We start from the raw sequence: 20437 nt of genomic DNA on the forward strand, positions 1-20437 counted from the left end.
TTATCCTTATCGAAGCAGACATTAGCGGAGTGTCGCGGACTGTCAGTTAGTGTCTAACGGACATTAGCGGACGTTAGTTATTGGGGAGGCTTGGCAAAGCGACCGTCACGATCGCGCTGAATGCATGCCTGTATCGCGCGGTGAAGATCCTCGGGCGTGCGACGGGAACCGCCACGCGCGGCGATCAACTCTTGCAGCGACATGTCGATCCACCTCACCTTGGCTGGATCTTCGGAGATCGCAGGCGCAAGCGCCGCGATGTCCTCAGTCAAACGTTTCAGCCGCCGCACATGCGACGCAGCTTCAGTACGCGCTGCAGCATTTGCCCGCGAAGCCAAAGCAGAGGTAACAATCCGCGTGACAACGGGATGCATCAACCGAACATCATCCTCAACCCGGCAGCGATCCCAACCATGGAGCGGGCCAAAGTCCAATCTGCACAGGTTCTCGAAGTGATCAGGGTCGATGAACGGCACCACCATGCGGGCCAACCGGCGCGGATCTGCTGGCAGTGTACCCACCGGCGTTTCACCATGTGCGATATTGACCAACTCAAACCAGATCGACTTGCATTCATGCGTTCCGTTCCATCGCATGTCCGAGCTGATCCAACGCCGGTATTCCCATTGAATGAAACCGTGCGAATCCAAGCGTTGATCCGGGCCGATCGGGTATTCCGGAAGCTGGGAAATCTCTATCGGCTCAACGAGTTTTATGGCAGTCATACCGCACTTCCCTTCTGGAACGCTTTCTCAACCCGCCCGCCAGAGGTGCGAAAGAGACACTGCAAATCCTGCGCGCACATCTCAAACCGCCCTGCCAGATAGGCCTCACGAACGGCGTCCGGGTCCAAACCGGCCAAGCTGCAGGTTTGATTGAAGTCCGCCCCGCCATATTCAAAGAAACGCCGGGCACTTACGCGCGCCCGCCTTCCCTCTTCGGCTTGCGAAGGTGAAACAGCATCCAAAACGGCGCGTGCGATGACCGCAATCCACAGATCCCGCTCTGGAGTCATTACACCACCCTCCCATAAAACCGGGGCGGCTGCGGCGAAGGCTTATCAAACAGATACCAGGCGCAATCGTCCTTACCGTCGTCCCTCGACCCCTCGATCCACTTGAGCCGCCCGACCGCAACCACCTTGCGCAGGCACGGCATGAATTCCGCCGCCTGCTTTGTGAAAATCCAGTTCGCATCGAACAAAAGCCAAGTTGGCAAAGCATCCGAAAACAGACGGATCATGCGATGCAGGACATCCCGCCGCCACGGCGTGTTGCTGATGACCATATCTGCACCGAACAGGCGGATCTCTTCTGGCGTGGCTCGCAAAATATCGGATTTGAACACCCGCTCATCCATGGGCCTGATGTCCGTGGCCAGCACACATCTGTGACCAGCGGCCTCCAACCCATCCAACAGATCCGCACGCCCGGCGCAGGGTTCAATAAACGATGTGTGGCGCGGCAGATGCCGCAGCAATGGGGGGTAAGCGCGCTGATCCCATGTCAGATAGGCATCGCGATCAATCCGCTTGAAATTGCTGCGCCTGCCCATCACTCACACCCCCCTTGGGGTGTGGACCGCGAAAGCAACACTACCTATAGTGAAATCTACCCAAATTATTTTGCAATCAGTGAGGCTTATTCTGGCATGTTTCTCTTCACGACAATCGGGATCGCAGTTGGGTGTTTTATTGCGGCGGCAGTCCTGCAGAGACTCATAAATTTGCTTGCTCGCAAGAGCGGCCAAGACTGGAAAGCCGACCCACTCGCGCATCTTGACGTAAAGGAGAAAGACGGTTCGATTACCGAAGCTCCGATCAAAAACAAGCCGGGATCGGGCCTTCTTTCCACTTCCTCCAAAAGTTTTTCGGTCGGTGGCGACCACCCTTATAGCATTGACGTAACACTCGAACTTTACGAGGAAGACGATGATAGCGCTGAAGCTGAAAAGGAAGAAGACTTTACTCCAGAATGGTCTCGAAAGGACTTTCACCCAATCAAAGAAAACCGACCGAATGGGTTTGTTAACCTCGCGGGCCGAGGAGACATCAGCTTGGCTGGCACAAACCAGCTTGGGAGCGGAGCAAGCACGTTTATCAAAACATCGGACCCGGTGCAGGCAACACTCAGGATCCATCGCGACTACCAAAACCCTTATGACCCAAATGCCATGCAGGTTTTGGGCAAAGCCAACACAAAGGCCTCCGAGAAAATACTTGGCTACATCCCCGCGCAAGTAGCAGCAGAATTGAACAGCGAGTTTAGCGACCAAATGCCAATCGGCGCAGAGCTTCGGTGCGCCGGTTTCAAGCATGATGGAAGCGCCTGCTTCATCTCCGTCAACATCATAGCCCCCAGCGCTTCTCAGAGGAAAAAATACTTGAAAAGGTAGTTTGCTTGCCGCCCACACATCTCCCGGCAGCCGAACCCAGTCGGGATCTGCCGGTGCGTCCAAGGAGACTTGCAGCAAGGCGCTCATGAGCCACTCCGTCCAGCCGACAACTGTGCCCACAATTGCTGGGCCTTTCTGGTGAACCGCACATAGCGGCCATGCGCCATTCTAGCGCGCACCTCATACCATCTGGCGAGGATGTGCATTCGCACACTCATAGACGTTTCCCTTCGATTTTTTGGAACATGACTTCTGCTCCCGCTGCGGCCAAAACCTTCACGACGACCGAAAGAGATGCGTCGTTTTCGCATCGGAGCCAGTTCGTGACTTGCCGGGGAGAACACCTGAGGGCGCGCGCCGCCGTCTGGCTTAGCTCGCGCTCACTGTTGGATGGAAATGCCAACCACAAAAGGTCAGCGAACCATTTTCTTGCGTCTCCAGGAGTATCAGAAGATTGTGCAAGATTTTTCCAGCCGTTCCGCACACACTGATGCCGTGCAGACAGTTTACCTGACATATCGCCAATTCGCGCTCTCATGTGCCCAAACCCGCAAACTGATCATCCAGCGGGCGCCCCGAGACATCACCCTTTTCCTTCCCCCTCAACCAACTGCGCGCGAGGACCGCCCCCTTGGTTCGATCCTCGATCGCAAACGCCAGCTCGAGACCAGGCGAGATTACGCCAGCCTCGAGTTTGGAAATGGTCGCCTGCTCAACGCCCAACAACTCAGCCAAGTCACATTGGCGCAATTTTTGCTGCTTTCTGTATGATTTGAGGTTTAACATGGGTCATAATATTCCCCACATTCATATTCCTGTCAAGAATACTTATTCCCGAGCCGCATTTGAGAATCCAATGCACAGTGTGCACACTAACGGCATGCAAACACTCAAGCGTCTCAGAAAAGCAAAGGGCTGGAATCAAACCATGCTGGCGGAAGCCGCAGGGGTCGAACAGTCTACCATTTCAAAGATTGAATCGGGATGGGACGGCGTAACTCTGAGAGTTTTAAACTATATCGCTCAGGCACTTGAGGTCCCAACCTATACCCTACTGCAGGACGATAGAAGCGAAGCAGAGGCTAAGCTTCTACAGATTTTTCGGAACCTTCCCGAGGATCGCCGAAGCGGCTGGCTGGATATGGCTCAGGCAGTAGTAGCCGCGCCTCAAGAAGATGATCAATAAAGCTGTCCAGTTGGGCGTCAGTCATCTTGACAAGCAAGACAGTCATTTGCGCCCGATCAACAGTTAGCCTCCGGTGACTTCCCTTCGGGAAGTCACCTTTCGCCACCAAATCAACCATATGCGGCCTCTTGCTCTTTCACCTCCAAGAGGTCTGCGGCAAACACGCGATACCAATTCCCCAACCCACCTCGCATCGGACCAAGAGGGCGCACGTTGAAGAAACCCTCCCTTTTTGCAAGCCTCGACACGGCTGGCGGTGAGAGGAAAATAAACCCAGAAGCCCCTTGCGCCATTAGAAAACGACGAACTTCTTGCAGGACCAATGAACCCGGCCCAGGCTCACCGTTGGAGGCAAATCGGGTTAACTCCCAAATCTGTCTATCGCAGGGCGGCTCTTGCTCACAAAGATCACCGGGCAACCCCGGCAAGACACCACGACCCGCATCTCGCACCATGTAAGTCATTGTCGCACGGTCCGGCGAAGCCCCGCCCCGATCCGTCCTCAGGAGGCGACAACCCGCAAGTGCTTTTCCCGTATGCACGTCATAGGCGATTACATAATACGCATCCAGTTGATCGTACTGATCCAAATCAGAGGAACACGTTAACCAAACGCGCCAGCCTTTACCTTCGGCAAAAACTTGACGGCGCAACTTCATAAATGAGTCTAGAACATCCTGATCGAGATCACGATAATGCTTTGGCAGTCGAACCTGACTAAATTGAACAACCATGGTTGCAACGCGGTTAGACGCAACGCCAATTTTCGAAGTAATCCTCTCCGACAATACACTCTCCAGTCGTAAAAAATATAGCAATCAAGCAAACTTGACAATCTCAAGCTGTATTTTTTCTGTCCAGAACATTCTGAAGGTGCTATCGGAAATACAACCAAGGTTTCATTGGGTGCAACCGAAGTTTCACGAAAAGCAACCTTGGTTTCCGCTTGGCACCGAGAAGAGATGGACGATGACGAATGGAAAGAAACCTGACAACAATTGCTAAGGAAGACATCAGCACGCTGTTTTCAAACTGCCGAAAGGTGTTGGAACGCGTAAGCAACTCCGGCTACACGCTGATGGTTAACTTTTCGATCATGGGGTACGAACACTTCGAATGTACCTTCCACGACGCTTGGAAAGAGCAGTACGATCTAGGAAACTTTCTGCTTGAGGATCCCGTCTTTCGATGGGCCCTAGCCAATGAGGGCGAAATTCGTTGGTCGGAAATCCAACTCCCCGACCCACTTCAGGTCTTAAAGAAGTCACAGCGTTACGGCTTAACCTTTGGCGCCACCTTTTCCGCTCTAACGGGGGCGCGAAGATCCATGGTGTTTATTTCTCGCTCGGACAGAGAACTAACAGACAAGGAAATGACCGATGTTCGAGTGGCGACCTCTGCCTTTTTCAATTCGCTACTTCCGCCACCACAGCCAACAGCTGATGAGCTGAACATATTAAGGCTGCTAATCCACGAAGATCTATCTTACAGCGAAATCGCTGACCGGCTCTGCATCTCCCAATCAGGCGTCAAAAGTCGCTTCTTAAGGCTTCGCGAGAAATACGACTGCGGTTCAAACGCTTCACTTTGCTACAAGGCAAAAGAACTAAATTTGCTAGGCGTTGACGCCCCAAGTGGTCAAGCGTAGCCACGCACCAACAAAGCCAAGCCACAGAAGGTCACTGTCACAAGGGCATTATCAGGCAAAAAAATATTCCCAACAGTCATTTTTATTCTTGACTGGAATATTCCTGACATTCATATTTTCTAAAGCCAATGGGAGAATATGAATGTCAGCACAAAGTGACAATTACCTATACTCGAATGAGCAACTGCACCAATTCAGCGCGCTGACCCCTTCTTCGTTACTTACTGCTCTCACAGATGAAGAGCTAGTAGGTATCGCGCGCCATGCCCTGCCAGACATGGCACAAGAGATCCTGCAGCTGCGCGCCAAACTGGCGGAGACCACCACTCACACAGAAACTGCGCCAATCCTCCCGGTGCAGCTCAGCGCAGGCGGGTACACTCCTCCGCCAATCACCTGCCTGCGCTAAACCATCATGGACCGCACGCGCATATATTGGGCCGCCACCGTCCTGCCCACGTTGACCGAAGACGCAGCCCGGCTGCTGATCGTCAACGCAGGCGGAGCTGTGCAAGAACCCGAGGCTTTCCCCTTCGATCACGGGGAAACAACATGGCGCGTTCGGCTCTTCAATATCACGACATCAGGGGCACTCTTTGAACACGCCCTGAAACGCTGGCCCCAGGCCGCCCGTGCGAAACTCTGCAACTGGCGCTGCGCCGCCTGCCCCAACCGCAGGACAAACCCGGACGCCTTGTAACCCGCAAGGCCTCCCCACGCGCCGGGGGAGATGCGTTCCCCCGGCCTTTTTCAGAATTGCGCCGCCACTCCCCCAAGCGTGGCAGCACATCGCCGGGGCGCAGACCCACACCTGCCCCCGGCACAAAACCAAGGGAGCTGATGCATGCACAAATCCAATGCCCCGATGATTGAAATCGAACGCCTCAAACAGCTGTCTGCCAACTCCTTCCCCGAGCCGGAGGTTGAGGACAAATGGCCAAGCGGATGGTTCATCATTCCCCTGGCGCTGGCCGGGGGCACCCTAATCGCTGCAGCGACCGCTGTGTTTCGGGGAGTGTAGCCCGTGACGACATCCTCCACCCGCACACCCTTCGCGCAGCTGCCCCACGCAAGTCAGGCCGCGATCCTCTGTAATACAGGTCTGTTCCAGGAATTCGCGGCAAAGCGCTGCAGCTACCCTGACAAGACAATGACACCAAGCGCCGCGGCTGAATACGTCCGCACCGTCTGCGGCGTCACCAGCCGCAAGCAGCTGGACAGCAACCCAAAGGCCGCCGGCCAATTTCAAGCCTTGCGCACCGAATACGACGCATGGCGCGGCCGCATCCCCGCCCGCCGTCCATAAACTGCCACCCATTTACACGAAAGGAACCGCCCGTGATGACCGCGAAAACGCCAAGTGTACCAACGCACCAGGAAGACACTGGCCTGCCGCTCTTTCTCGGATCCCCCGAGTCCTGACACCCCACCCTGCCCCCGAAACACTCCGGGGGCAGTCACGGATGCCAGCCCCACCGATCACAATGCCAAACCCTCTTGAGATTGAGGACCGCCAAAAATGACAACCAAGCCGCTTTACACCAGCGATCGCAATATTGCGCGTATGCTGGGGCATGACATGAAGTGGCTTCACAAGAATGCCACAACCTTGGAGGACCAATACGGGTTTCCAAGGATTGATCCAGCCATCGGGCTTAGGCATATTCCATCAGTTGAGGAATGGGCGCGGGAACGGAACAGTAGATTACCGAAGGCGCGCACCGAGCGGTTGCCCCAAAACAACCACGAGGAAAATTTCAATGGGTTTTAGAGACTCGCTTTGGGACGATAGCGAGCCAGATTACGCCCCTTGCCGACAATACCGGTCAGACAAGGACAACTATTTCTGGCGCGCCACCCCAAAATACAGAAAGGCCGGATACCCCATCTCCACTTATGAGCTTGGGGGCAGCAAAGGCGATGGCCTTGACTATGAGCGCGCAAGCCAATGTCGGGCTCTTACGCGAGAAATGGTTGAATGGTACGACGGACAAAGGACGGGCAAAGAACCTGGCACTTGGGGCTGGTTGATATCCCGTTTCCGCGCCGATGAGTTCAGCTCTTTTTGGGATGTTGAGCCTCAGACCAGAACGACATACGCCAAAAAGTTGAAGGTAGTGGAGGAAGCGGTGGGCAATGTCCTAATCGCGGAAACAGATTTTGAACGCATGGCGACCTGGAAGAAAGCGATGAAGGACAAAGGTCGTTCCGATCACTTCATCAAGACGTGGTTCACCTATTTCAGTATGGCGGTTTCTCACGGCATCAAAATTGGCAATCATGATGGCGTGCGTGAGCATTGCCTTAGGGTGAAAAGCATCCGATCGGAAATGCGGATCAAAACGCCAGCCGCCCGTCAGGCCTACGCAACGTATGAGCAGATACAGGCGATAGTCGAGGAGATGGACCGCCGAGGAATGTATCTCGAAGCGTTGGCGGTTCTTTTCCGTTTCGAGCTCCTGCTACGAGGAGTGGATGTTTACGGTCAGTGGATCAATGCAGAAGGCGCAAAAGGCGGGATCCGGCGCGGTAAACGTATTTGGACCAGCGGTCTCACGTGGGATATGTTTGATGGGGAGTTGACGACGTTAAAGAAGCTCATCAACAAAACCAAAGACAGCCTACCCCATCCATACCAGTTTGACTTGACCCAAGCGCCCCACATCCGCGATCGGTTAATGGAATGCCCGGTGCACTTGCGAAAAGGACCGGTGTTTGTCTCTTTCCGCGGCAGCCCCGTGATGATCAACGGAGCATTGCATTTCCGAAAGCCGAGACAGGGACTTTTGCCGCACGAAGACGGCCACTACACGAAGAAATTCAAGATGGTTGTTCGGGATTTGGATCTACCTGAAGACCTTCGCATCAGCGATGCAAGATCTGGCGGAATCACTGAAGCCCAGGCTTTGGCAGACCCGAAAACGCTTCAACACGCCGCTCAGCATACACACATGAGCACCACTGACATTTATACCCGTGACAGATCCGGAGCTGCAAACAACGTCATATCGTTGAGAAGCCAAAACCGTTAGAAGAAAGAACCGTGCACCCAACGTGCACCCAACGTGCACCCTGAGAATTTGAAAGCAAAAGAATATGGATCTAAATCCCTTTGTTTTCAGTGGTACCCGCGGCCGGACTCGAACCGGCACGGCACTAAGGCCTGGAGATTTTAAGTCTCCTGTGTCTACCATTCCACCACGCGGGCGCGCCGGGATTGCGCATTGCAATCTGGCGTCTAAGGCGTTGATTTAACAATCGCTGAGATCCGACACAACCTAAAATTCATCGATTTTGGCAGGAGCCACTGCGCCAGCCTCTTCAGCCTGTGCAAAACGTGGCGGGCTTAAAGATCGACCCCATCCGGAGCCAAGGGTCCACCAGGTGACAAGAGCCCCCGTTCCGGCAGCCAAGGGTTCAGCTTCAATGCGTGCTTTAACACATCACGCGCCTCTGTCAGACGGTGTAGCCCAACCAAGGACAGGGCCCGCCCGCTCATTGCGGCCACATGGCGCGGAGAGAGTTCAAGCGCCTTTTCCAGGTCCCGCAGAGCCGCGCCGTAGTCCTGACGCAGAAAATGTACAAAGGCCCGCTGATTGTACCCTTCCGCATAGTCCGGGCAATAGGCGATCAACCTGTCAAAGTCCTGCAGCGCTCCCAGAAAATCATAGGCTGCCCGCCGTTCCATTCCCCGCTGCAGCATCTCCTGCGATTGATCATCCGGGGCATCCGCCCAATACTGCCACATCTGATTGGCCAGATCGCGCGCCTCGGTTTCACTCTCCGCGTCTTGGACCTCTGCCAGCAGGCTCTCTATTGCAGCACTGTGATCGGGTGCCTTTGGACATAGGGCGAAGGACGCTGTTGGCAGCGCTACAATGGAAATGAGGGCCAGGATACGCATGCTCTCATGCTGGCCCAAAATCCGGAAATCGCAAAATGTCTTTTTCGTGTACGATTACAGGGGCTGCGGGTCGGCCTGCTCCTTGATGGCCTGCATGGCAACATAGGTGGAGGTCGATGAAACATGTGGCAGCGCTGAGATCTTCTCTCCCAACACGGTTCGGAAATCCGACATGGATCGCGTCCGCACCTTGAGAAGGTAATCAAAATGAGAGGCCAGCATATGCGCCTGCTCGACTTCGGGAACTCTGGCCACGGCAAGATTGAACGCCTTCAGCGCAGCCTCACGCGTGTCGCTCAGTTTCACTTCGACAAATGCAACGTGATCAAGCCCCAGCCGGATCGGATCCAGCATCACCCTGTACCCCGTAATGATGCCATCTGCCTCCAGCCGTTTCACCCGTGCTTGCGTCGGAGTTTTGGTTAAGCCAATCCGCCGCGCCAGATCAGCAACAGAGATCCGGCCGTCCTCACCAAGAGCCGTTAGAATCTGGCGGTCATATCGATCCAAGTTCAATAAGGCCATACAACCTCCAAAATCCCATTAACTTTAGGCAATCAGCCTGCCAAATACTTCACTTTAGGCGAACAGACCAGAGAAAAACAGGCATACTAAATTAAACACCTATAAATCCAGTTGGGGATCTCGCATGACACATGAACCGCGCCTGCGCGATTTGATTGATCAGGAAACTTATGTTGACCACAGCGCCAAACGAGACGAGCTCGTAGCGCTGGCCAATCTGTCGTCTGAAGACCGCAAACGGATCTCGGCGCGGGCAGCGACCCTGGTTTCTGACATCCGTGGCCATTCGGCTCCGGGTCTGATGGAAGTTTTTCTGGCGGAATACGGTCTTTCGACGGACGAAGGCGTTGCGCTGATGTGTCTCGCCGAAGCGCTGCTGCGGGTTCCGGACGCAGAAACAATTGATGCGCTGATCGAAGACAAGATCGCACCCTCTGATTGGGGCAAACATCTCGGCCATTCGACTTCGTCTCTGGTCAATGCCTCCACTTGGGCTCTGATGCTGACGGGTAAGGTTCTGGACGAGGACCGCGGTCCCATCAGCGCCCTACGGGGGGCCATCAAACGTCTTGGCGAACCCGTAATCCGCACGGCAGTGGGCCGCGCGATGAAGGAAATGGGTCGTCAGTTTGTTTTGGGCGAAACCATCGAAAGCGCCATGAAACGTGCCGGTGGTATGGAAACCAAGGGCTATACCTATTCATACGACATGCTGGGTGAAGCCGCGCGGACCAAAGCGGACGCAGCCCGCTACCACCTGTCATACTCCAAAGCGATTTCGGCCATTGCGGCAGCCTGCAAAAGCGACGATATCCGCGAGAACCCCGGTATTTCCGTAAAACTCTCTGCCTTGCATCCCCGCTATGAACTGGCGCAGGAACAGTCCGTGATGGAACAGCTTGTTCCACGCCTCAAAGCGCTGGCGCTGCTGGCCAAGGCTGCGAACATGGGGCTCAATGTTGATGCCGAAGAGGCCAACCGCCTTTCGCTTTCGCTTGAGGTTGTCGACGCGGTAGTGTCGGATCCAGCTCTGGATGGCTGGGACGGGTTTGGCATGGTGTTTCAGGCCTACGGCCCCCGCACTGGTGCGGCGATTGATGCGTTTTATGCAATGGCCGAGAAATACGACCGTAAATTCACCTTGCGACTGGTCAAAGGCGCGTATTGGGACACCGAAGTCAAGCTGGCCCAGGTTGAAGGTATCGACGGCTTCCCGGTCTATACTTCCAAAGCGCTCACCGACGTCTCCTATATTGCCAATGCGCGCAAGCTGCTGGGTATGACAGACCGGATCTACCCGCAGTTTGCTACCCACAACGCGCATACAGTGGCTGCGATCCTGCATATGGCTGATCAAGGTCAGCCGTTTGAATTCCAGCGCCTGCACGGCATGGGTGAAACCCTGCACCGCATGGTTCTGGAACAGAACAAGACCCGCTGCCGCATCTACGCCCCGGTTGGGGCACACCGCGACTTGCTGGCATATCTTGTGCGGCGTCTGCTGGAAAATGGTGCGAACTCCTCCTTTGTAAACCAGATCGTGGACGAAAACGTGCCGCCGGAAGTTGTCGCCGCGGACCCGTTTGAAGCAATTGACGACGTCAACGCCCCGATCCCGACCGGACCCGAATTGTTCCTGCCGGAACGCCCGAACTCTATGGGGTTCGACATGGGGCACGCGCCAAGCCTTGCGCGGATCGAAGATGCCCGCGCGCCGTTTGCGGACCATAATTGGCAGGCTGCGCCCCTCTTGGCGGCTGATGCGTCTCCCGAAGGGCTGCAAGACGTCACCAATCCAAGCGATCTGTCCAAAATCGGTACCGTTGCAAATGCCAGCGCTGCCGATGTCGAGATCGCACTGGCGTCAGCCACCACTTGGGACGCCCCTGCAAGCGAGCGCGCCAAGATCCTGAACCGCGCGGCTGACCTCTACGAAGAGAACTTTGGCGAATTCTTTGCCATCCTTGCCCGCGAAGCCGGTAAAAACCAGCCGGACGCGGTGGCGGAACTGCGCGAAGCTGTGGATTTCCTGCGCTTTTACGCAGCCAATATTCCAGAAGCTGCGCCAGCAGGCGTATTCACCTGCATCTCGCCGTGGAACTTCCCTCTGGCCATTTTCACCGGCCAAGTTGCGGCTGCGCTTGCAACCGGCAATGCGGTTATCGCAAAACCTGCGGAGCAGACACCGCTTGTCGCGTTCCGCGCGGTTGAAATGCTGCATGAAGCAGGTGTCCCCCGCGCAGTGCTGCAATATGTTCCAGGCTCTGGTCGCAAAATCGGTGGGACCATTACCGGAGATCCCCGCATCGGTGGCGTTGCATTCACCGGTTCCACAGCCACAGCGATGCGGATCCGCGCGGCAATGGCAAATGGATGCCGCCCCGGCGCGCCTCTGATAGCTGAGACCGGCGGCCTGAACGCGATGATCGTGGATTCAACAGCCCTTCCCGAACAGGCAGTTCAGGCAATTGTCGAAAGCGCCTTTCAATCTGCCGGCCAACGCTGCTCGGCCCTGCGGTGCCTTTATGTGCAGGATGACATCGCAGATGACCTCCTGACCATGCTCAAAGGCGCGATGGATTGCCTGGGCATGGGCAATCCCTGGCACATTTCAACCGATTGTGGCCCGGTCATCGACAAGGGCGCGCAACAGGGTATTGCTGCTCACATCGAAGCCGCCCGCACCGAGGGACGCGTTCTCAAAGAACTGGTGGCCCCGACGGAAGGGACATTCATCGCCCCGACCCTGATTGAGATCAACGGTATTGCAGACCTCAAAGAAGAGATCTTTGGCCCCGTTCTGCATGTTGCCCGGTTCAAGTCCCGAGAGATCGACGCGGTGATTGATGCAATCAATGCCACCGGATATGGCCTGACATTTGGTCTGCACACCCGGATTGACGACCGCGTTCAACATGTCTGTGACCGTGTTCATGCCGGCAATATCTATGTCAACCGCAACCAGATCGGCGCGATTGTCGGCAGCCAGCCCTTTGGCGGCGAGGGCCTGTCCGGCACCGGTCCCAAAGCGGGCGGGCCGCTTTACATGTCACGGTTCTGCGCGCCAGATCGCCAGACAGCCGAGGGCAACTGGTCCGGCGTCGTGACAAACCTGCCCAGCTTCGAGGAAACCGGGGCTGATCCTGTCACACTGACATTGCCCGGTCCCACAGGGGAGTCCAATCGCCTGACCACAAGCCCCCGTCCGCCGCTGTTGTGTGCAGGTCCGGGTGCCGACACCGCGCGCGCCCAGGCGCAGGCGGTCCGCGCATTGGGCGGTCGAGCAATCGAAGCAACTGGCGAAGTGGACACGTCACTCCTTGAATCCGAAACTCCGATCTCCGGCGTTTTGTGGTGGGGCGACGAGGGTCACGCGCGCCAGATCGAGCAAATTCTTGCCACACGGTCCGGCCCGATTATACCACTGATCCCCGGTCTGCCTGATCGCGCCCGCGTCATGGCAGAACGCCATGTCTGTGTCGACACCACAGCAGCCGGCGGCAACGCAGCCTTGTTGGGGGGAAATGGGTAACTAATCCCCTCCACCCTTTCCCCTTGACGCTGGGCCCCTAAGGGCCCAGCTTTTTTGTATGTTTCCACTGCGCGACCATAATCCTTCCGGGCGCACGCCCTATGTTACCTACGGCCTGATGGCGGTAAATATTCTTGCCTTCTTCTGGTATTCATCCAGCTTCCCCGAAGGGCGGGCGTTGGCACAATTCTACGACGCCTTTGCCGTGGTTCCGATCGAGATCACGCATGGAGAGGGCTACGGCACCCTGATCACCTCTATGTTTGTCCACGCCGGTCTGATGCATCTTGCGGGCAATATGCTGTTCCTGTGGATCTTTGGCGACAATATCGAAGACGAGATGGGCCCCCTGCCCTATTTCCTGTTTTATCTGGCCTGTGGTGTTGCAGCGGCTCTGGCCCAGGTTGCAGCGGACCCGCTATCACGCGTCCCAACCGTCGGGGCCTCCGGAGCCATCGCCGGGGTCATGGGCGCCTATCTTCTGCTCTTCCCCCGCGCAAAGGTCGACATCCTTCTGATCCTCATCATCTTTTTCCGGATCATCTCTATCCCTGCCGTCTGGGTTTTGGGCGTTTGGCTGGCTTTGCAGCTTTTTGGTGGGGTCACAGCCGATACCTCCGGCGGAGGCGTTGCCTATTGGGCCCATGCCGGTGGCTTTGCTGCGGGGCTTATCCTTGCGCTGCCGTTGTGGCTCAAACGAGGTGGGCCGCAGTTCTGGTCCCAAACCAAAGGCACCCCACCTCACCCTGAAACACAGTATGTGTACAGTTCCAGTCGCCTGCCAAAGGTGGCACGCCGACATCAGGCCCCGCGCCGCCCCGGACCTTGGGGCAAATAGACATCCTCTTCCAATGACCCGTGGTCACAAGATTTCGCAAAAGAAAACGCGCCCACCAAACGGTAGACGCGCCATCCGAACCATAAGATCACCTGGCAGATTAGCCGCGGATCACTTTGGCAAAACTGTCGAAAACCACCTCGTTGCCGCAGATCACGGTGCCGCTTTCGACAATCGTGTCTTCCGGGTCCAGCGCCTGGGCAAAACCGCCTGCTTCCTTGACAATGATCTCACCCGCGGCAAGATCCCAAGCGTTCAGACGGCGTTCCCAATAGCCTTCATAACGTCCAGCCGCCACATAGGCCATATCCAGCGAAGCGGATCCCCAACGACGAATACCTGCACAGGCCGGCGCAATCTGGGCCAGATCCTTAATGGTTTCCGGCAGATCCGAACGGCCGCCAAATGGCACGCCAGTGGCAAAGATGGATTCAATCATACGATGGCGCGCAGACACCCGGATCCGGGTGTCATTCATCCAGGCACCCTCGCCCTTTTCCGCAAAGAACATCTCATCTTTGGCTGCGTCATAGATCACACCGGCGACGATCTTGCCCTTGTGTTCCAGCGCGATTGAAATGGCCCAATGCGGCAAGCCGTGCAAAAAGTTGGTGGTCCCATCAAGCGGATCCACAATCCAGCGACGTGTGGGGTCTTGCCCCTCTTCTTCTCCACCTTCTTCAGCCAGCCAACCATAAGTCGGACGCGCACCCATCAACTCGTCTTTCAGGATCTGCTCTGACGCAATATCAGCGCGGCTGACAAAGTCCCCGGCCCCTTTGGAGGAGACCTGAAGATTTTCCACCTCGCGGAAGTCTTTCACCAGAGAGCGGCCAGCCTTGCGAGCGGCCTTGATCATCACATTGAGGTTTGCGCTACCAATCATTTTACGGGCTATCCTTGGACGGGGAGATGTCGGTCAAAGCGTGCCTATACGCGCCCAAAGCCCATTTGCCAAGGGGGCAGACGCCCAAGACCTGTGCATTCTGCGAAGATCAGACCTGCAATTTGCGGGCCTCACATCAAGAACAACCTGTCACTGTCCCCGAGCCCTCAACGATCTCTATGAGCAGGCTTTGATAAACACCCCAGTCAATTTTCCCCCAACCACTGGATTAATAGATTTTTAACTAATTGACTGAGGAGGGCAACTATTTAAACTTTAATCACGGTATCGATCTTAAATGTATGAGAATCTCTATGTTACATGAGCTTAAAAACGCCCTGCGATGCGCCGCTTTTTGTACAGTGCTTTGCGCAGGAACCGCCAGTGCAGCCACTTTAACCGAAGGTTTCGATGTGTTTCCAGACTGGGAAAACGAGTGGCTGGGCACTAATTCGAACATCCGAAACTACTATGGTGTTGGTGAAGGACGAGGCAATCAACCGCTTGGTCTTTGGGTAGAAGACACAAATGAGGGTGACCCTTTGGTCAACGTTGAGTTTGACTTGCTTTTTGGGTCCACGATCACATCGATTTCGATGGATGTGGCAACCTTTACCGGTGGCAATTTACTCACCATTTATGACATCGTTGGAAATGTGCTAGATACGTTCGATGGGTTCGACACGTACTCCTACACGAACTCGATTTCCGTCAACACGACAAGCAACAACGGTGTAGGTGGTTTCCGTTTTTCGTCAACTAACACTCCGGGGAACACCTGGATTGATAATGTAACCGTTGTAACCGCAGACTTGGCTCCGGTTCCATTGCCCGCAGGCCTCCCGCTGCTTTTGCTTGGTTTGGGTGGCCTTGGTGTTATTGCAAAACGCCGGAAATCATAGTCAAAGCTGAATGAAGGCTTTGAAAATTGTTTTTTCAGGAGCGCTCGATAATCGAGCGCTCCTTTAAATTATAGCGCAGCCATATGCTGCTGCAATTTCCGCGCTTCGGTTTTGGCCAGCCGGATCAGCTCCTGCACAAAGGGTTTTTCCTCATCCTCGGTGCGGATCGCCGCATAAAGCCTGCGGGTGATGCCCGCTTGGGTCAAGGGACGGGTGACATAGTCCGAATTGTACTTCACCTCACGGACGACCCAATCCGGCAACACAGACACACCGCGGTTTGATGCCACCAACAACAGGATTACTGCCGTCAGTTCGACCTGGCGTACGGCACCCGGCTCAATTCCAGCCGGGATCAGCAGTTGGCTAAAAACATCCAGTCGGGTTTTCTCCACCGGATAGGTGATCAACGTCTGGCCCAGAAAATCCTTTGCCTCGACAAAGGGCTTTTCGGCCAGCGGATGCTGACTGGAGGCGACAAAAACGGCCTTGTAATCAAACAGCTCAATAAAGGTCACACCGGAAATATCTTCGGGATCGGAAGAGACAACCAGATCAACCTCCTCCTTTTGCAAAGCAGGCAACGCGTCAAAGGCAAGGCCCGGGCGGATGTCGACATCCACATCCCCCCAATTTTTCCGGAACGCTTCCAGAACAGGGAACAACCATTCAAAACAGGCGTGGCATTCGATGGCGATATGCATCCGGCCCGTGTTGCCGCTGCGCAAATCTGAGAATTCCGCCTGTGCTGCTTCCACCTGTGGCAGGATTTGATTGGCCAGTCGCAACAGACGCAGACCAGCTGCCGACAGCTTCAACGGTTTGGACCGACGCAGGAACAGTTCCACCCCGGCCTGATCTTCCAACCCTTTGATCTGATGCGACAGCGCACTTTGGGTGATATTCAGCTGATCCGCCGCGCGCGCCAGTCCCCCGGCTTCATGAATCGCCTTGATCGTGCGCAGGTGGCGAAATTCGATATGCATTGTCTTGGTTTCCAGATGATGATGAGAATTTTATGAAACTTGTGTCACGCGACCTGTCGAAATGTCGCGCGCAAGGAGCCACTGCACCGTAAAATCACACGTAAAAACACGCGCAATAACAGCGCTTTGAACGAGATTTAAACGATCCAGGAACGACCCTATGGCAACCAATCGCGACACCAAACTCATATCTAACTCATGTTATTCTTGAGGATAATGAATTTGTCTCACAAAGCCGCCCGTGCAACAAGGGACGAAATCGACAAAAGGACTTATGAAAATGAGCGCACCTGAAATCTCTTTTGAGTTCTTCCCGCCAAAATCGCTGGAAGCCTCTTTCCGTCTTTGGGATACAGTTCAGGTGCTGGCGCCGATGTCACCGCGCTTTGTCTCTGTGACCTATGGCGCCGGAGGGACAACGCGGGAACTGACCCGCGATGCGGTTGCAACGCTTCATAAATCCTCAGGCCTGAATGTGGCGGCACATCTTACCTGTGTAAACGCCTCCCGCGCAGAAACGCTGGAAATTGCGGATCAGTTTGCCGAAGCAGGCGTCAAGGAAATTGTTGCCCTGCGCGGCGATCCCCCCAAGGGCGCAGGCAAGTTCACACCCCATGCGGACGGTTTTGCAAATTCGGTCGAATTGATCGAAGCGCTGGCGGCAACCGAAAAATTCAACATTCGCGTGGGTGCCTACCCGGATCCGCACCCCGAAGCGCCCAATGCCCAGGCAGATGTGGATTGGCTGAAGCGCAAAATCGATGCGGGCGCGGACGAGGCCCTGACACAGTTCTTCTTTGAAGCAGAGACGTTCTTTCGCTTCCGTGACGCCTGCCAAAAGGCCGGTATCGATGGAGACACGATCACGCCGGGCATTCTGCCGATCGAAAACTGGAAAGGCGCGCGCAATTTTGCCAAACGCTGCGGGACGCATATCCCGGCTTGGGTTGATGAGGCCTTCACCAAAGCAGAGCGTGATGGACGCGAAGATCTGCTGGCCACGGCAATCTGTACTGAACTCTGCTCGGAATTGTTGGACGGCGGCGTGAAGCGGCTGCATTTCTATACGCTGAACCGACCCGAGCTGACCCGTGATGTCTGTCACGCGCTTGGGATCCAGCCCAAGGTCTCATTGGAAAACGTCGCCTAGACCGATAACAAAATTGTGATCTCAAAGGCCTGCAAATGCAGGCCTTTTTTGCGGTCGGCTGACTGTTCTGGGTTCAACTCCTCCCAACCCTTAACCTGCTTTTTAGTGCGCCTTGATATTCCATATGCGGAATTTCAAGGAGGTATGCAGAATGCAGATTCATCAAGCCTACGAGGCGTTTCCCATTTTCAATCATCTGTCAGAAACGGCAGGCTCTCGTCCAGAAACATCGTTTTCATCCGACACGACGGCAAATGCCGAAACAATCGAGTCGATCAAGTCCCGGTACGACGTGACCAATATCACCCCCTGGGAGGCCGATCAGGCAGCGGATGAACTTTTTGCCGCCGGCGTCAGCCTTCGCGAACTCTTACCGCTCCATCACGCCGGAGAACGCTTCCAAGGGCATATGACCCAGATCGCAGCCCAGGTCTACGAACAACAAGAAATCAAGATAGAGATGCCGCTGATAGGGTCAGGTGAACCGGTCAACCTGATAGGGATCGCCGAGGAACAGTTGCAACTCGCAAAGAATGAAGGCCGCGACCAGAAAGGCCACGAGGAAAATATCGCTTTTCTGAAATCTTTCTCTTCTAAACCCGCATCGAACACCTTGTTTGCAGTCGCCGCAGCCATCCAAGCGGCCTTGGCCCAAACCGAAGAGTGAGGCGTTTCATATGCAAATTACATCCACTCAGGCCCGCTCACCGTTGTTTACAAACCTATCGGTGGCGGAGCAGAAAACCCCGTCGGCAGCGCGCACATCTTCAACTGCGGAAGAGATACATGCCGTAAAAGGCCAATACGACATGACAAACATCACCCCGCGGGAGATCGATCAGGCTGCACAGGATCTGGTTGAAGCCGGGTTCACAGACGTCAAAACCCTTGGCAGGCTTTTGACCAAGGGCGCAGATTTCCGGGCGCATCTGGAAACTCACATTTCCACAGCACGTGCGGAAACCGGGATTGACTACAGGCTTCCCGATTTTGACCCAGAGCAGCGGATAGATCTGGTTGCACAGAGCGAGGAGAGCCTAAGCGATGCCCAAAGTGCCGGAGAAGATACCACCCTCCTCAAAGAACATCTCAGATTTCTGAAATCGTTTTGGGGCAGTCAAACTGTGCTTGCGGCACGCGAAACCACTTTAGCGGCCGCTGCGGAAGCTGCATTGGAATCCGCAAGCGCCGCGCTGGCCTATCGCGGCGCAGAGCGCCTTGCAAGCGCAGGCCAATCAGAAGCACCGTGACCTTCGGTGCTTTGCACCGAGATGTGAAGACGTTCACACGGGCAGCGCCCCACGGTCCGCTTTCCACGCAACACAAAGATCTTACCCCAGCCCCGCCAGGTTCCAACTGACGGGGCGTTAGGGTCAACAGGAAAACGCATCCGCCAGTCTTGTGGCAGCGGAAGGCCGCAATCTTCTGCCTTTTCCAACATCCACACCAAGGGGACATTCGCCAAGGGCCGCGCCTCTTCAAACCCGCCCAGATGACCTCCGACATCGCCATGAGTGCCTCTGAACCAAACCTGCTCCATATGTCCGCTCCACCCTTCGGGACAATCCCAGAGCACCGGACCAAAGACTTTCCGTGTTTCGTCCAATGCCAAAGCCTGAAATCCGTTCTTTACGTGATGCCCCAATGCGTGGTTATGGAAAGAATGTTGGCTTTCAGCCCAACGCCACAGGATTGGCAACCGCAGCCCAAGCGCCTTTACGGTATCCCAGACCCCAACCATCTCTATCTCGACATCCTGGTGGCAATAGGCACCGCGAAAAGCTTCGGAGAAATCGGTCGGGCCGTCCTTACGGTAGTGGCGGTAAGCCGTGCGAATATTGCGTTCGGTTGCTTCTTCCGCCCGTAACAGCCCGACCTGATCAATCACCCCCGCGAGGGATCGCACGGCATAGGCGCCCCGCGAATACCCAAAGAGAAAGATACGATCTCCGGGCCGATATCGCGACGCAAGATAGCCATAGGCGCGGCGGATCTGGCGGTTGATACCCCGCCCCATCATCACGTCCGGCGCGCTCCTCCAGCTGTGCCACTGAATGCCCGATTCATAAAACACATTGATGCGCCCACCGCTTTGTTGACACAGGCGAAACAGGCGGCCCGCATGGGTTTCAAACCCTTCGTCCAGCGTCGACATGGTTCCATCAAGGATAATAACATGGTCCTGGGGACCGCGCTGCTTTACTTCGGCAGTATGCTCGGACAGCAGGGGCCGTCCAATCCAGGCCAAAACTTTATTCTGCAGCCGTCTGAAAATCATCCTTTTCCACATCCAATTCTGCCTCTGTCTGAGGCCGATGGCGGCGGGGACGGAACATCCGGTCCAAATGGGCCAGGCAACCCCGCTGCCTGTCATTAATAAACAGTGTAGCGTAAAACCTGCTGGGGTCGTTTCAGTTTTGCTCACAAGTGCGGCAAAACCGAGTGGGAGCCCTCAAATCCTACGCATATGGCCCGTCTCTTTAGAA

25 protein-coding genes and 1 tRNA gene are annotated in these 20437 nt (G+C 55.4%); 15 read left to right on the forward strand and 11 right to left on the reverse strand.

Annotated features, from left to right (window positions below):
• Nucleotides 1–77: 77 nt before the first annotated feature.
• From ACXAEW_RS17565 to ACXAEW_RS17575, 3 genes are read right to left on the reverse strand one after another with little or no spacing between them, the layout of a single operon-like run.
• Nucleotides 78–725, reverse strand: coding sequence for a hypothetical protein (locus ACXAEW_RS17565; protein ID WP_474942561.1), 648 nt, complete (start codon nucleotides 723–725; stop codon nucleotides 78–80).
• The gene (locus ACXAEW_RS17570; protein ID WP_474942562.1) at nucleotides 722–1015 is read right to left on the reverse strand and encodes a hypothetical protein; all 294 of its coding nucleotides are present in this window, start codon (nucleotides 1013–1015) and stop codon (nucleotides 722–724) included. Before ACXAEW_RS17570 ends, ACXAEW_RS17565 begins: the two co-directional genes overlap by 4 nt.
• On the reverse strand, nucleotides 1015–1554 hold the full coding sequence (locus ACXAEW_RS17575) for a class I SAM-dependent methyltransferase (protein ID WP_474942563.1): 540 nt from the start codon (nucleotides 1552–1554) through the stop codon (nucleotides 1015–1017). The genes ACXAEW_RS17570 and ACXAEW_RS17575 overlap by 1 nt, the downstream gene beginning before the upstream one ends.
• Before the next feature lie 21 nt (nucleotides 1555–1575).
• On the opposite strand from ACXAEW_RS17575, the gene ACXAEW_RS17580 reads away from it, so the two are divergent.
• Complete coding sequence (locus tag ACXAEW_RS17580) at nucleotides 1576–2394, forward strand: hypothetical protein (RefSeq protein WP_474942564.1); 819 nt, start codon at nucleotides 1576–1578, stop codon at nucleotides 2392–2394.
• 534 nt (nucleotides 2395–2928) lie between these two features.
• Here ACXAEW_RS17580 and ACXAEW_RS17585 read toward each other — a convergent pair.
• A complete protein-coding gene (locus tag ACXAEW_RS17585) occupies nucleotides 2929–3180 on the reverse strand; it encodes a helix-turn-helix transcriptional regulator (protein ID WP_474942565.1) in 252 nt (83 codons plus the stop codon).
• Between ACXAEW_RS17585 and ACXAEW_RS17590 the strand changes: the two genes are divergently transcribed.
• Nucleotides 3179–3580, forward strand: coding sequence for a helix-turn-helix domain-containing protein (locus ACXAEW_RS17590; RefSeq protein WP_474942566.1), 402 nt, complete (start codon nucleotides 3179–3181; stop codon nucleotides 3578–3580). The two genes, ACXAEW_RS17585 and ACXAEW_RS17590, sit on opposite strands and share 2 nt — an antisense overlap.
• Before the next feature lie 110 nt (nucleotides 3581–3690).
• Here the strand turns inward: ACXAEW_RS17590 and ACXAEW_RS17595 are convergent, their stop codons facing one another.
• The gene (locus ACXAEW_RS17595) at nucleotides 3691–4368 is read right to left on the reverse strand and encodes an acyl-homoserine-lactone synthase (RefSeq protein ID WP_474942567.1); all 678 of its coding nucleotides are present in this window, start codon (nucleotides 4366–4368) and stop codon (nucleotides 3691–3693) included.
• Nucleotides 4369–4556: 188 nt separating this feature from the next.
• On the opposite strand from ACXAEW_RS17595, the gene ACXAEW_RS17600 reads away from it, so the two are divergent.
• From ACXAEW_RS17600 to ACXAEW_RS17630, 7 genes are all read left to right on the forward strand, one after another.
• A complete protein-coding gene (locus ACXAEW_RS17600; RefSeq protein ID WP_474942568.1) occupies nucleotides 4557–5228 on the forward strand; it encodes an autoinducer binding domain-containing protein in 672 nt (223 codons plus the stop codon).
• A 142-nt stretch (nucleotides 5229–5370) separates the two neighbouring features.
• Complete coding sequence (locus ACXAEW_RS17605) at nucleotides 5371–5637, forward strand: hypothetical protein (protein WP_474942569.1); 267 nt, start codon at nucleotides 5371–5373, stop codon at nucleotides 5635–5637.
• A 6-nt stretch (nucleotides 5638–5643) separates the two neighbouring features.
• A complete protein-coding gene (locus ACXAEW_RS17610; protein ID WP_474942570.1) occupies nucleotides 5644–5928 on the forward strand; it encodes a hypothetical protein in 285 nt (94 codons plus the stop codon).
• 144 nt (nucleotides 5929–6072) lie between these two features.
• Entirely contained in the window at nucleotides 6073–6249 is a 177-nt protein-coding gene (locus ACXAEW_RS17615; protein ID WP_474942571.1) for a hypothetical protein, read from the forward strand.
• A 3-nt stretch (nucleotides 6250–6252) separates the two neighbouring features.
• Nucleotides 6253–6534, forward strand: a complete 282-nt coding sequence (locus ACXAEW_RS17620) for a hypothetical protein (RefSeq protein WP_474942572.1) — start codon at nucleotides 6253–6255, stop codon at nucleotides 6532–6534.
• 213 nt (nucleotides 6535–6747) lie between these two features.
• On the forward strand, nucleotides 6748–6999 hold the full coding sequence (locus ACXAEW_RS17625) for a hypothetical protein (RefSeq protein WP_474942573.1): 252 nt from the start codon (nucleotides 6748–6750) through the stop codon (nucleotides 6997–6999).
• A complete protein-coding gene (locus ACXAEW_RS17630) occupies nucleotides 6989–8260 on the forward strand; it encodes a hypothetical protein (RefSeq protein WP_474942574.1) in 1272 nt (423 codons plus the stop codon). The genes ACXAEW_RS17625 and ACXAEW_RS17630 overlap by 11 nt, the downstream gene beginning before the upstream one ends.
• 90 nt (nucleotides 8261–8350) lie before the next feature.
• Here the strand turns inward: ACXAEW_RS17630 and ACXAEW_RS17635 are convergent.
• The 3 genes from ACXAEW_RS17635 to ACXAEW_RS17645 form a co-directional block, all read right to left on the reverse strand.
• Nucleotides 8351–8436 (reverse strand) — tRNA-Leu (locus ACXAEW_RS17635).
• Nucleotides 8437–8574: 138 nt separating this feature from the next.
• Entirely contained in the window at nucleotides 8575–9132 is a 558-nt protein-coding gene (locus ACXAEW_RS17640; protein ID WP_474942575.1) for a tetratricopeptide repeat protein, read from the reverse strand.
• 54 nt (nucleotides 9133–9186) lie between these two features.
• Nucleotides 9187–9657 (reverse strand): Lrp/AsnC family transcriptional regulator, encoded by a 471-nt coding sequence (locus tag ACXAEW_RS17645; RefSeq protein WP_474942576.1) that lies wholly within the window; start codon nucleotides 9655–9657, stop codon nucleotides 9187–9189.
• Between the two features lie 124 nt (nucleotides 9658–9781).
• Here ACXAEW_RS17645 and putA point away from each other — a divergent pair, with 124 nt between their 5' ends.
• Entirely contained in the window at nucleotides 9782–13189 is a 3408-nt protein-coding gene (gene putA / locus ACXAEW_RS17650) for a bifunctional proline dehydrogenase/L-glutamate gamma-semialdehyde dehydrogenase PutA (protein WP_474942577.1), read from the forward strand.
• 58 nt (nucleotides 13190–13247) lie between these two features.
• Nucleotides 13248–14027, forward strand: a complete 780-nt coding sequence (locus ACXAEW_RS17655) for a rhomboid family intramembrane serine protease (RefSeq protein ID WP_474942578.1) — start codon at nucleotides 13248–13250, stop codon at nucleotides 14025–14027.
• Nucleotides 14028–14127: 100 nt separating this feature from the next.
• On the opposite strand, the gene ACXAEW_RS17660 is transcribed toward ACXAEW_RS17655, so the two are convergent.
• Nucleotides 14128–14913: an inositol monophosphatase family protein gene (locus ACXAEW_RS17660; protein ID WP_474942579.1), complete on the reverse strand. Its 786-nt coding sequence runs from the start codon at nucleotides 14911–14913 to the stop codon at nucleotides 14128–14130.
• Between the two features lie 314 nt (nucleotides 14914–15227).
• Between ACXAEW_RS17660 and ACXAEW_RS17665 the strand changes: the two genes are divergently transcribed.
• Nucleotides 15228–15815: a VPLPA-CTERM sorting domain-containing protein gene (locus ACXAEW_RS17665; protein ID WP_474942580.1), complete on the forward strand. Its 588-nt coding sequence runs from the start codon at nucleotides 15228–15230 to the stop codon at nucleotides 15813–15815.
• Between the two features lie 68 nt (nucleotides 15816–15883).
• On the opposite strand, the gene ACXAEW_RS17670 is transcribed toward ACXAEW_RS17665, so the two are convergent.
• Nucleotides 15884–16801 carry a LysR family transcriptional regulator gene (locus ACXAEW_RS17670; RefSeq protein WP_474942581.1) on the reverse strand — a complete coding sequence of 306 codons (918 nt, stop codon included), beginning with the start codon at nucleotides 16799–16801 and terminating at the stop codon, nucleotides 15884–15886.
• Between the two features lie 280 nt (nucleotides 16802–17081).
• Here ACXAEW_RS17670 and metF point away from each other — a divergent pair, with 280 nt between their 5' ends.
• From metF to ACXAEW_RS17685, 3 genes are all read left to right on the forward strand, one after another.
• The gene (gene metF, locus ACXAEW_RS17675) at nucleotides 17082–17951 is read left to right on the forward strand and encodes a methylenetetrahydrofolate reductase [NAD(P)H] (protein WP_474942582.1); all 870 of its coding nucleotides are present in this window, start codon (nucleotides 17082–17084) and stop codon (nucleotides 17949–17951) included.
• Nucleotides 17952–18075: 124 nt separating this feature from the next.
• The gene (locus tag ACXAEW_RS17680; RefSeq protein ID WP_474942583.1) at nucleotides 18076–18618 is read left to right on the forward strand and encodes a hypothetical protein; all 543 of its coding nucleotides are present in this window, start codon (nucleotides 18076–18078) and stop codon (nucleotides 18616–18618) included.
• Between the two features lie 10 nt (nucleotides 18619–18628).
• Nucleotides 18629–19201, forward strand: a complete 573-nt coding sequence (locus ACXAEW_RS17685) for a hypothetical protein (RefSeq protein ID WP_474942584.1) — start codon at nucleotides 18629–18631, stop codon at nucleotides 19199–19201.
• On the opposite strand, the gene ACXAEW_RS17690 is transcribed toward ACXAEW_RS17685, so the two are convergent.
• Complete coding sequence (locus ACXAEW_RS17690; RefSeq protein ID WP_474942585.1) at nucleotides 19150–20229, reverse strand: DUF2235 domain-containing protein; 1080 nt, start codon at nucleotides 20227–20229, stop codon at nucleotides 19150–19152. The genes ACXAEW_RS17685 and ACXAEW_RS17690 overlap by 52 nt on opposite strands.
• Nucleotides 20230–20437 lie beyond the last annotated feature (208 nt).

Source organism: Epibacterium sp. ABZ3_068 (assembly GCF_056159265.1).

Bases quoted from the DNA above. Each gene is read 5' to 3' on its own strand.
- ACXAEW_RS17565 (WP_474942561.1), bottom strand. From the start codon at position 725: ATGACTGCCATAAAACTCGTTGAGCCGATAGAGATTTCCCAGCTTCCG.
- ACXAEW_RS17570 (WP_474942562.1), bottom strand. From the start codon at position 1,015: ATGACTCCAGAGCGGGATCTGTGGATTGCGGTCATCGCACGCGCCGTT.
- ACXAEW_RS17575 (WP_474942563.1), bottom strand. From the start codon at position 1,554: ATGGGCAGGCGCAGCAATTTCAAGCGGATTGATCGCGATGCCTATCTG.
- ACXAEW_RS17590 (WP_474942566.1), top strand. From the start codon at position 3,179: ATGGGTCATAATATTCCCCACATTCATATTCCTGTCAAGAATACTTAT.
- ACXAEW_RS17585 (WP_474942565.1), bottom strand. From the start codon at position 3,180: ATGTTAAACCTCAAATCATACAGAAAGCAGCAAAAATTGCGCCAATGT.
- ACXAEW_RS17600 (WP_474942568.1), top strand. From the start codon at position 4,557: ATGGAAAGAAACCTGACAACAATTGCTAAGGAAGACATCAGCACGCTG.
- ACXAEW_RS17605 (WP_474942569.1), top strand. From the start codon at position 5,371: ATGTCAGCACAAAGTGACAATTACCTATACTCGAATGAGCAACTGCAC.
- ACXAEW_RS17610 (WP_474942570.1), top strand. From the start codon at position 5,644: ATGGACCGCACGCGCATATATTGGGCCGCCACCGTCCTGCCCACGTTG.
- ACXAEW_RS17615 (WP_474942571.1), top strand. From the start codon at position 6,073: ATGCACAAATCCAATGCCCCGATGATTGAAATCGAACGCCTCAAACAG.
- ACXAEW_RS17625 (WP_474942573.1), top strand. From the start codon at position 6,748: ATGACAACCAAGCCGCTTTACACCAGCGATCGCAATATTGCGCGTATG.
- ACXAEW_RS17630 (WP_474942574.1), top strand. From the start codon at position 6,989: ATGGGTTTTAGAGACTCGCTTTGGGACGATAGCGAGCCAGATTACGCC.
- ACXAEW_RS17640 (WP_474942575.1), bottom strand. From the start codon at position 9,132: ATGCGTATCCTGGCCCTCATTTCCATTGTAGCGCTGCCAACAGCGTCC.
- ACXAEW_RS17645 (WP_474942576.1), bottom strand. From the start codon at position 9,657: ATGGCCTTATTGAACTTGGATCGATATGACCGCCAGATTCTAACGGCT.
- putA (WP_474942577.1), top strand. From the start codon at position 9,782: ATGACACATGAACCGCGCCTGCGCGATTTGATTGATCAGGAAACTTAT.
- ACXAEW_RS17655 (WP_474942578.1), top strand. From the start codon at position 13,248: ATGTTTCCACTGCGCGACCATAATCCTTCCGGGCGCACGCCCTATGTT.
- ACXAEW_RS17660 (WP_474942579.1), bottom strand. From the start codon at position 14,913: ATGATTGGTAGCGCAAACCTCAATGTGATGATCAAGGCCGCTCGCAAG.
- ACXAEW_RS17665 (WP_474942580.1), top strand. From the start codon at position 15,228: ATGTTACATGAGCTTAAAAACGCCCTGCGATGCGCCGCTTTTTGTACA.
- ACXAEW_RS17670 (WP_474942581.1), bottom strand. From the start codon at position 16,801: ATGCATATCGAATTTCGCCACCTGCGCACGATCAAGGCGATTCATGAA.
- metF (WP_474942582.1), top strand. From the start codon at position 17,082: ATGAGCGCACCTGAAATCTCTTTTGAGTTCTTCCCGCCAAAATCGCTG.
- ACXAEW_RS17680 (WP_474942583.1), top strand. From the start codon at position 18,076: ATGCGGAATTTCAAGGAGGTATGCAGAATGCAGATTCATCAAGCCTAC.
- ACXAEW_RS17685 (WP_474942584.1), top strand. From the start codon at position 18,629: ATGCAAATTACATCCACTCAGGCCCGCTCACCGTTGTTTACAAACCTA.
- ACXAEW_RS17690 (WP_474942585.1), bottom strand. From the start codon at position 20,229: ATGATTTTCAGACGGCTGCAGAATAAAGTTTTGGCCTGGATTGGACGG.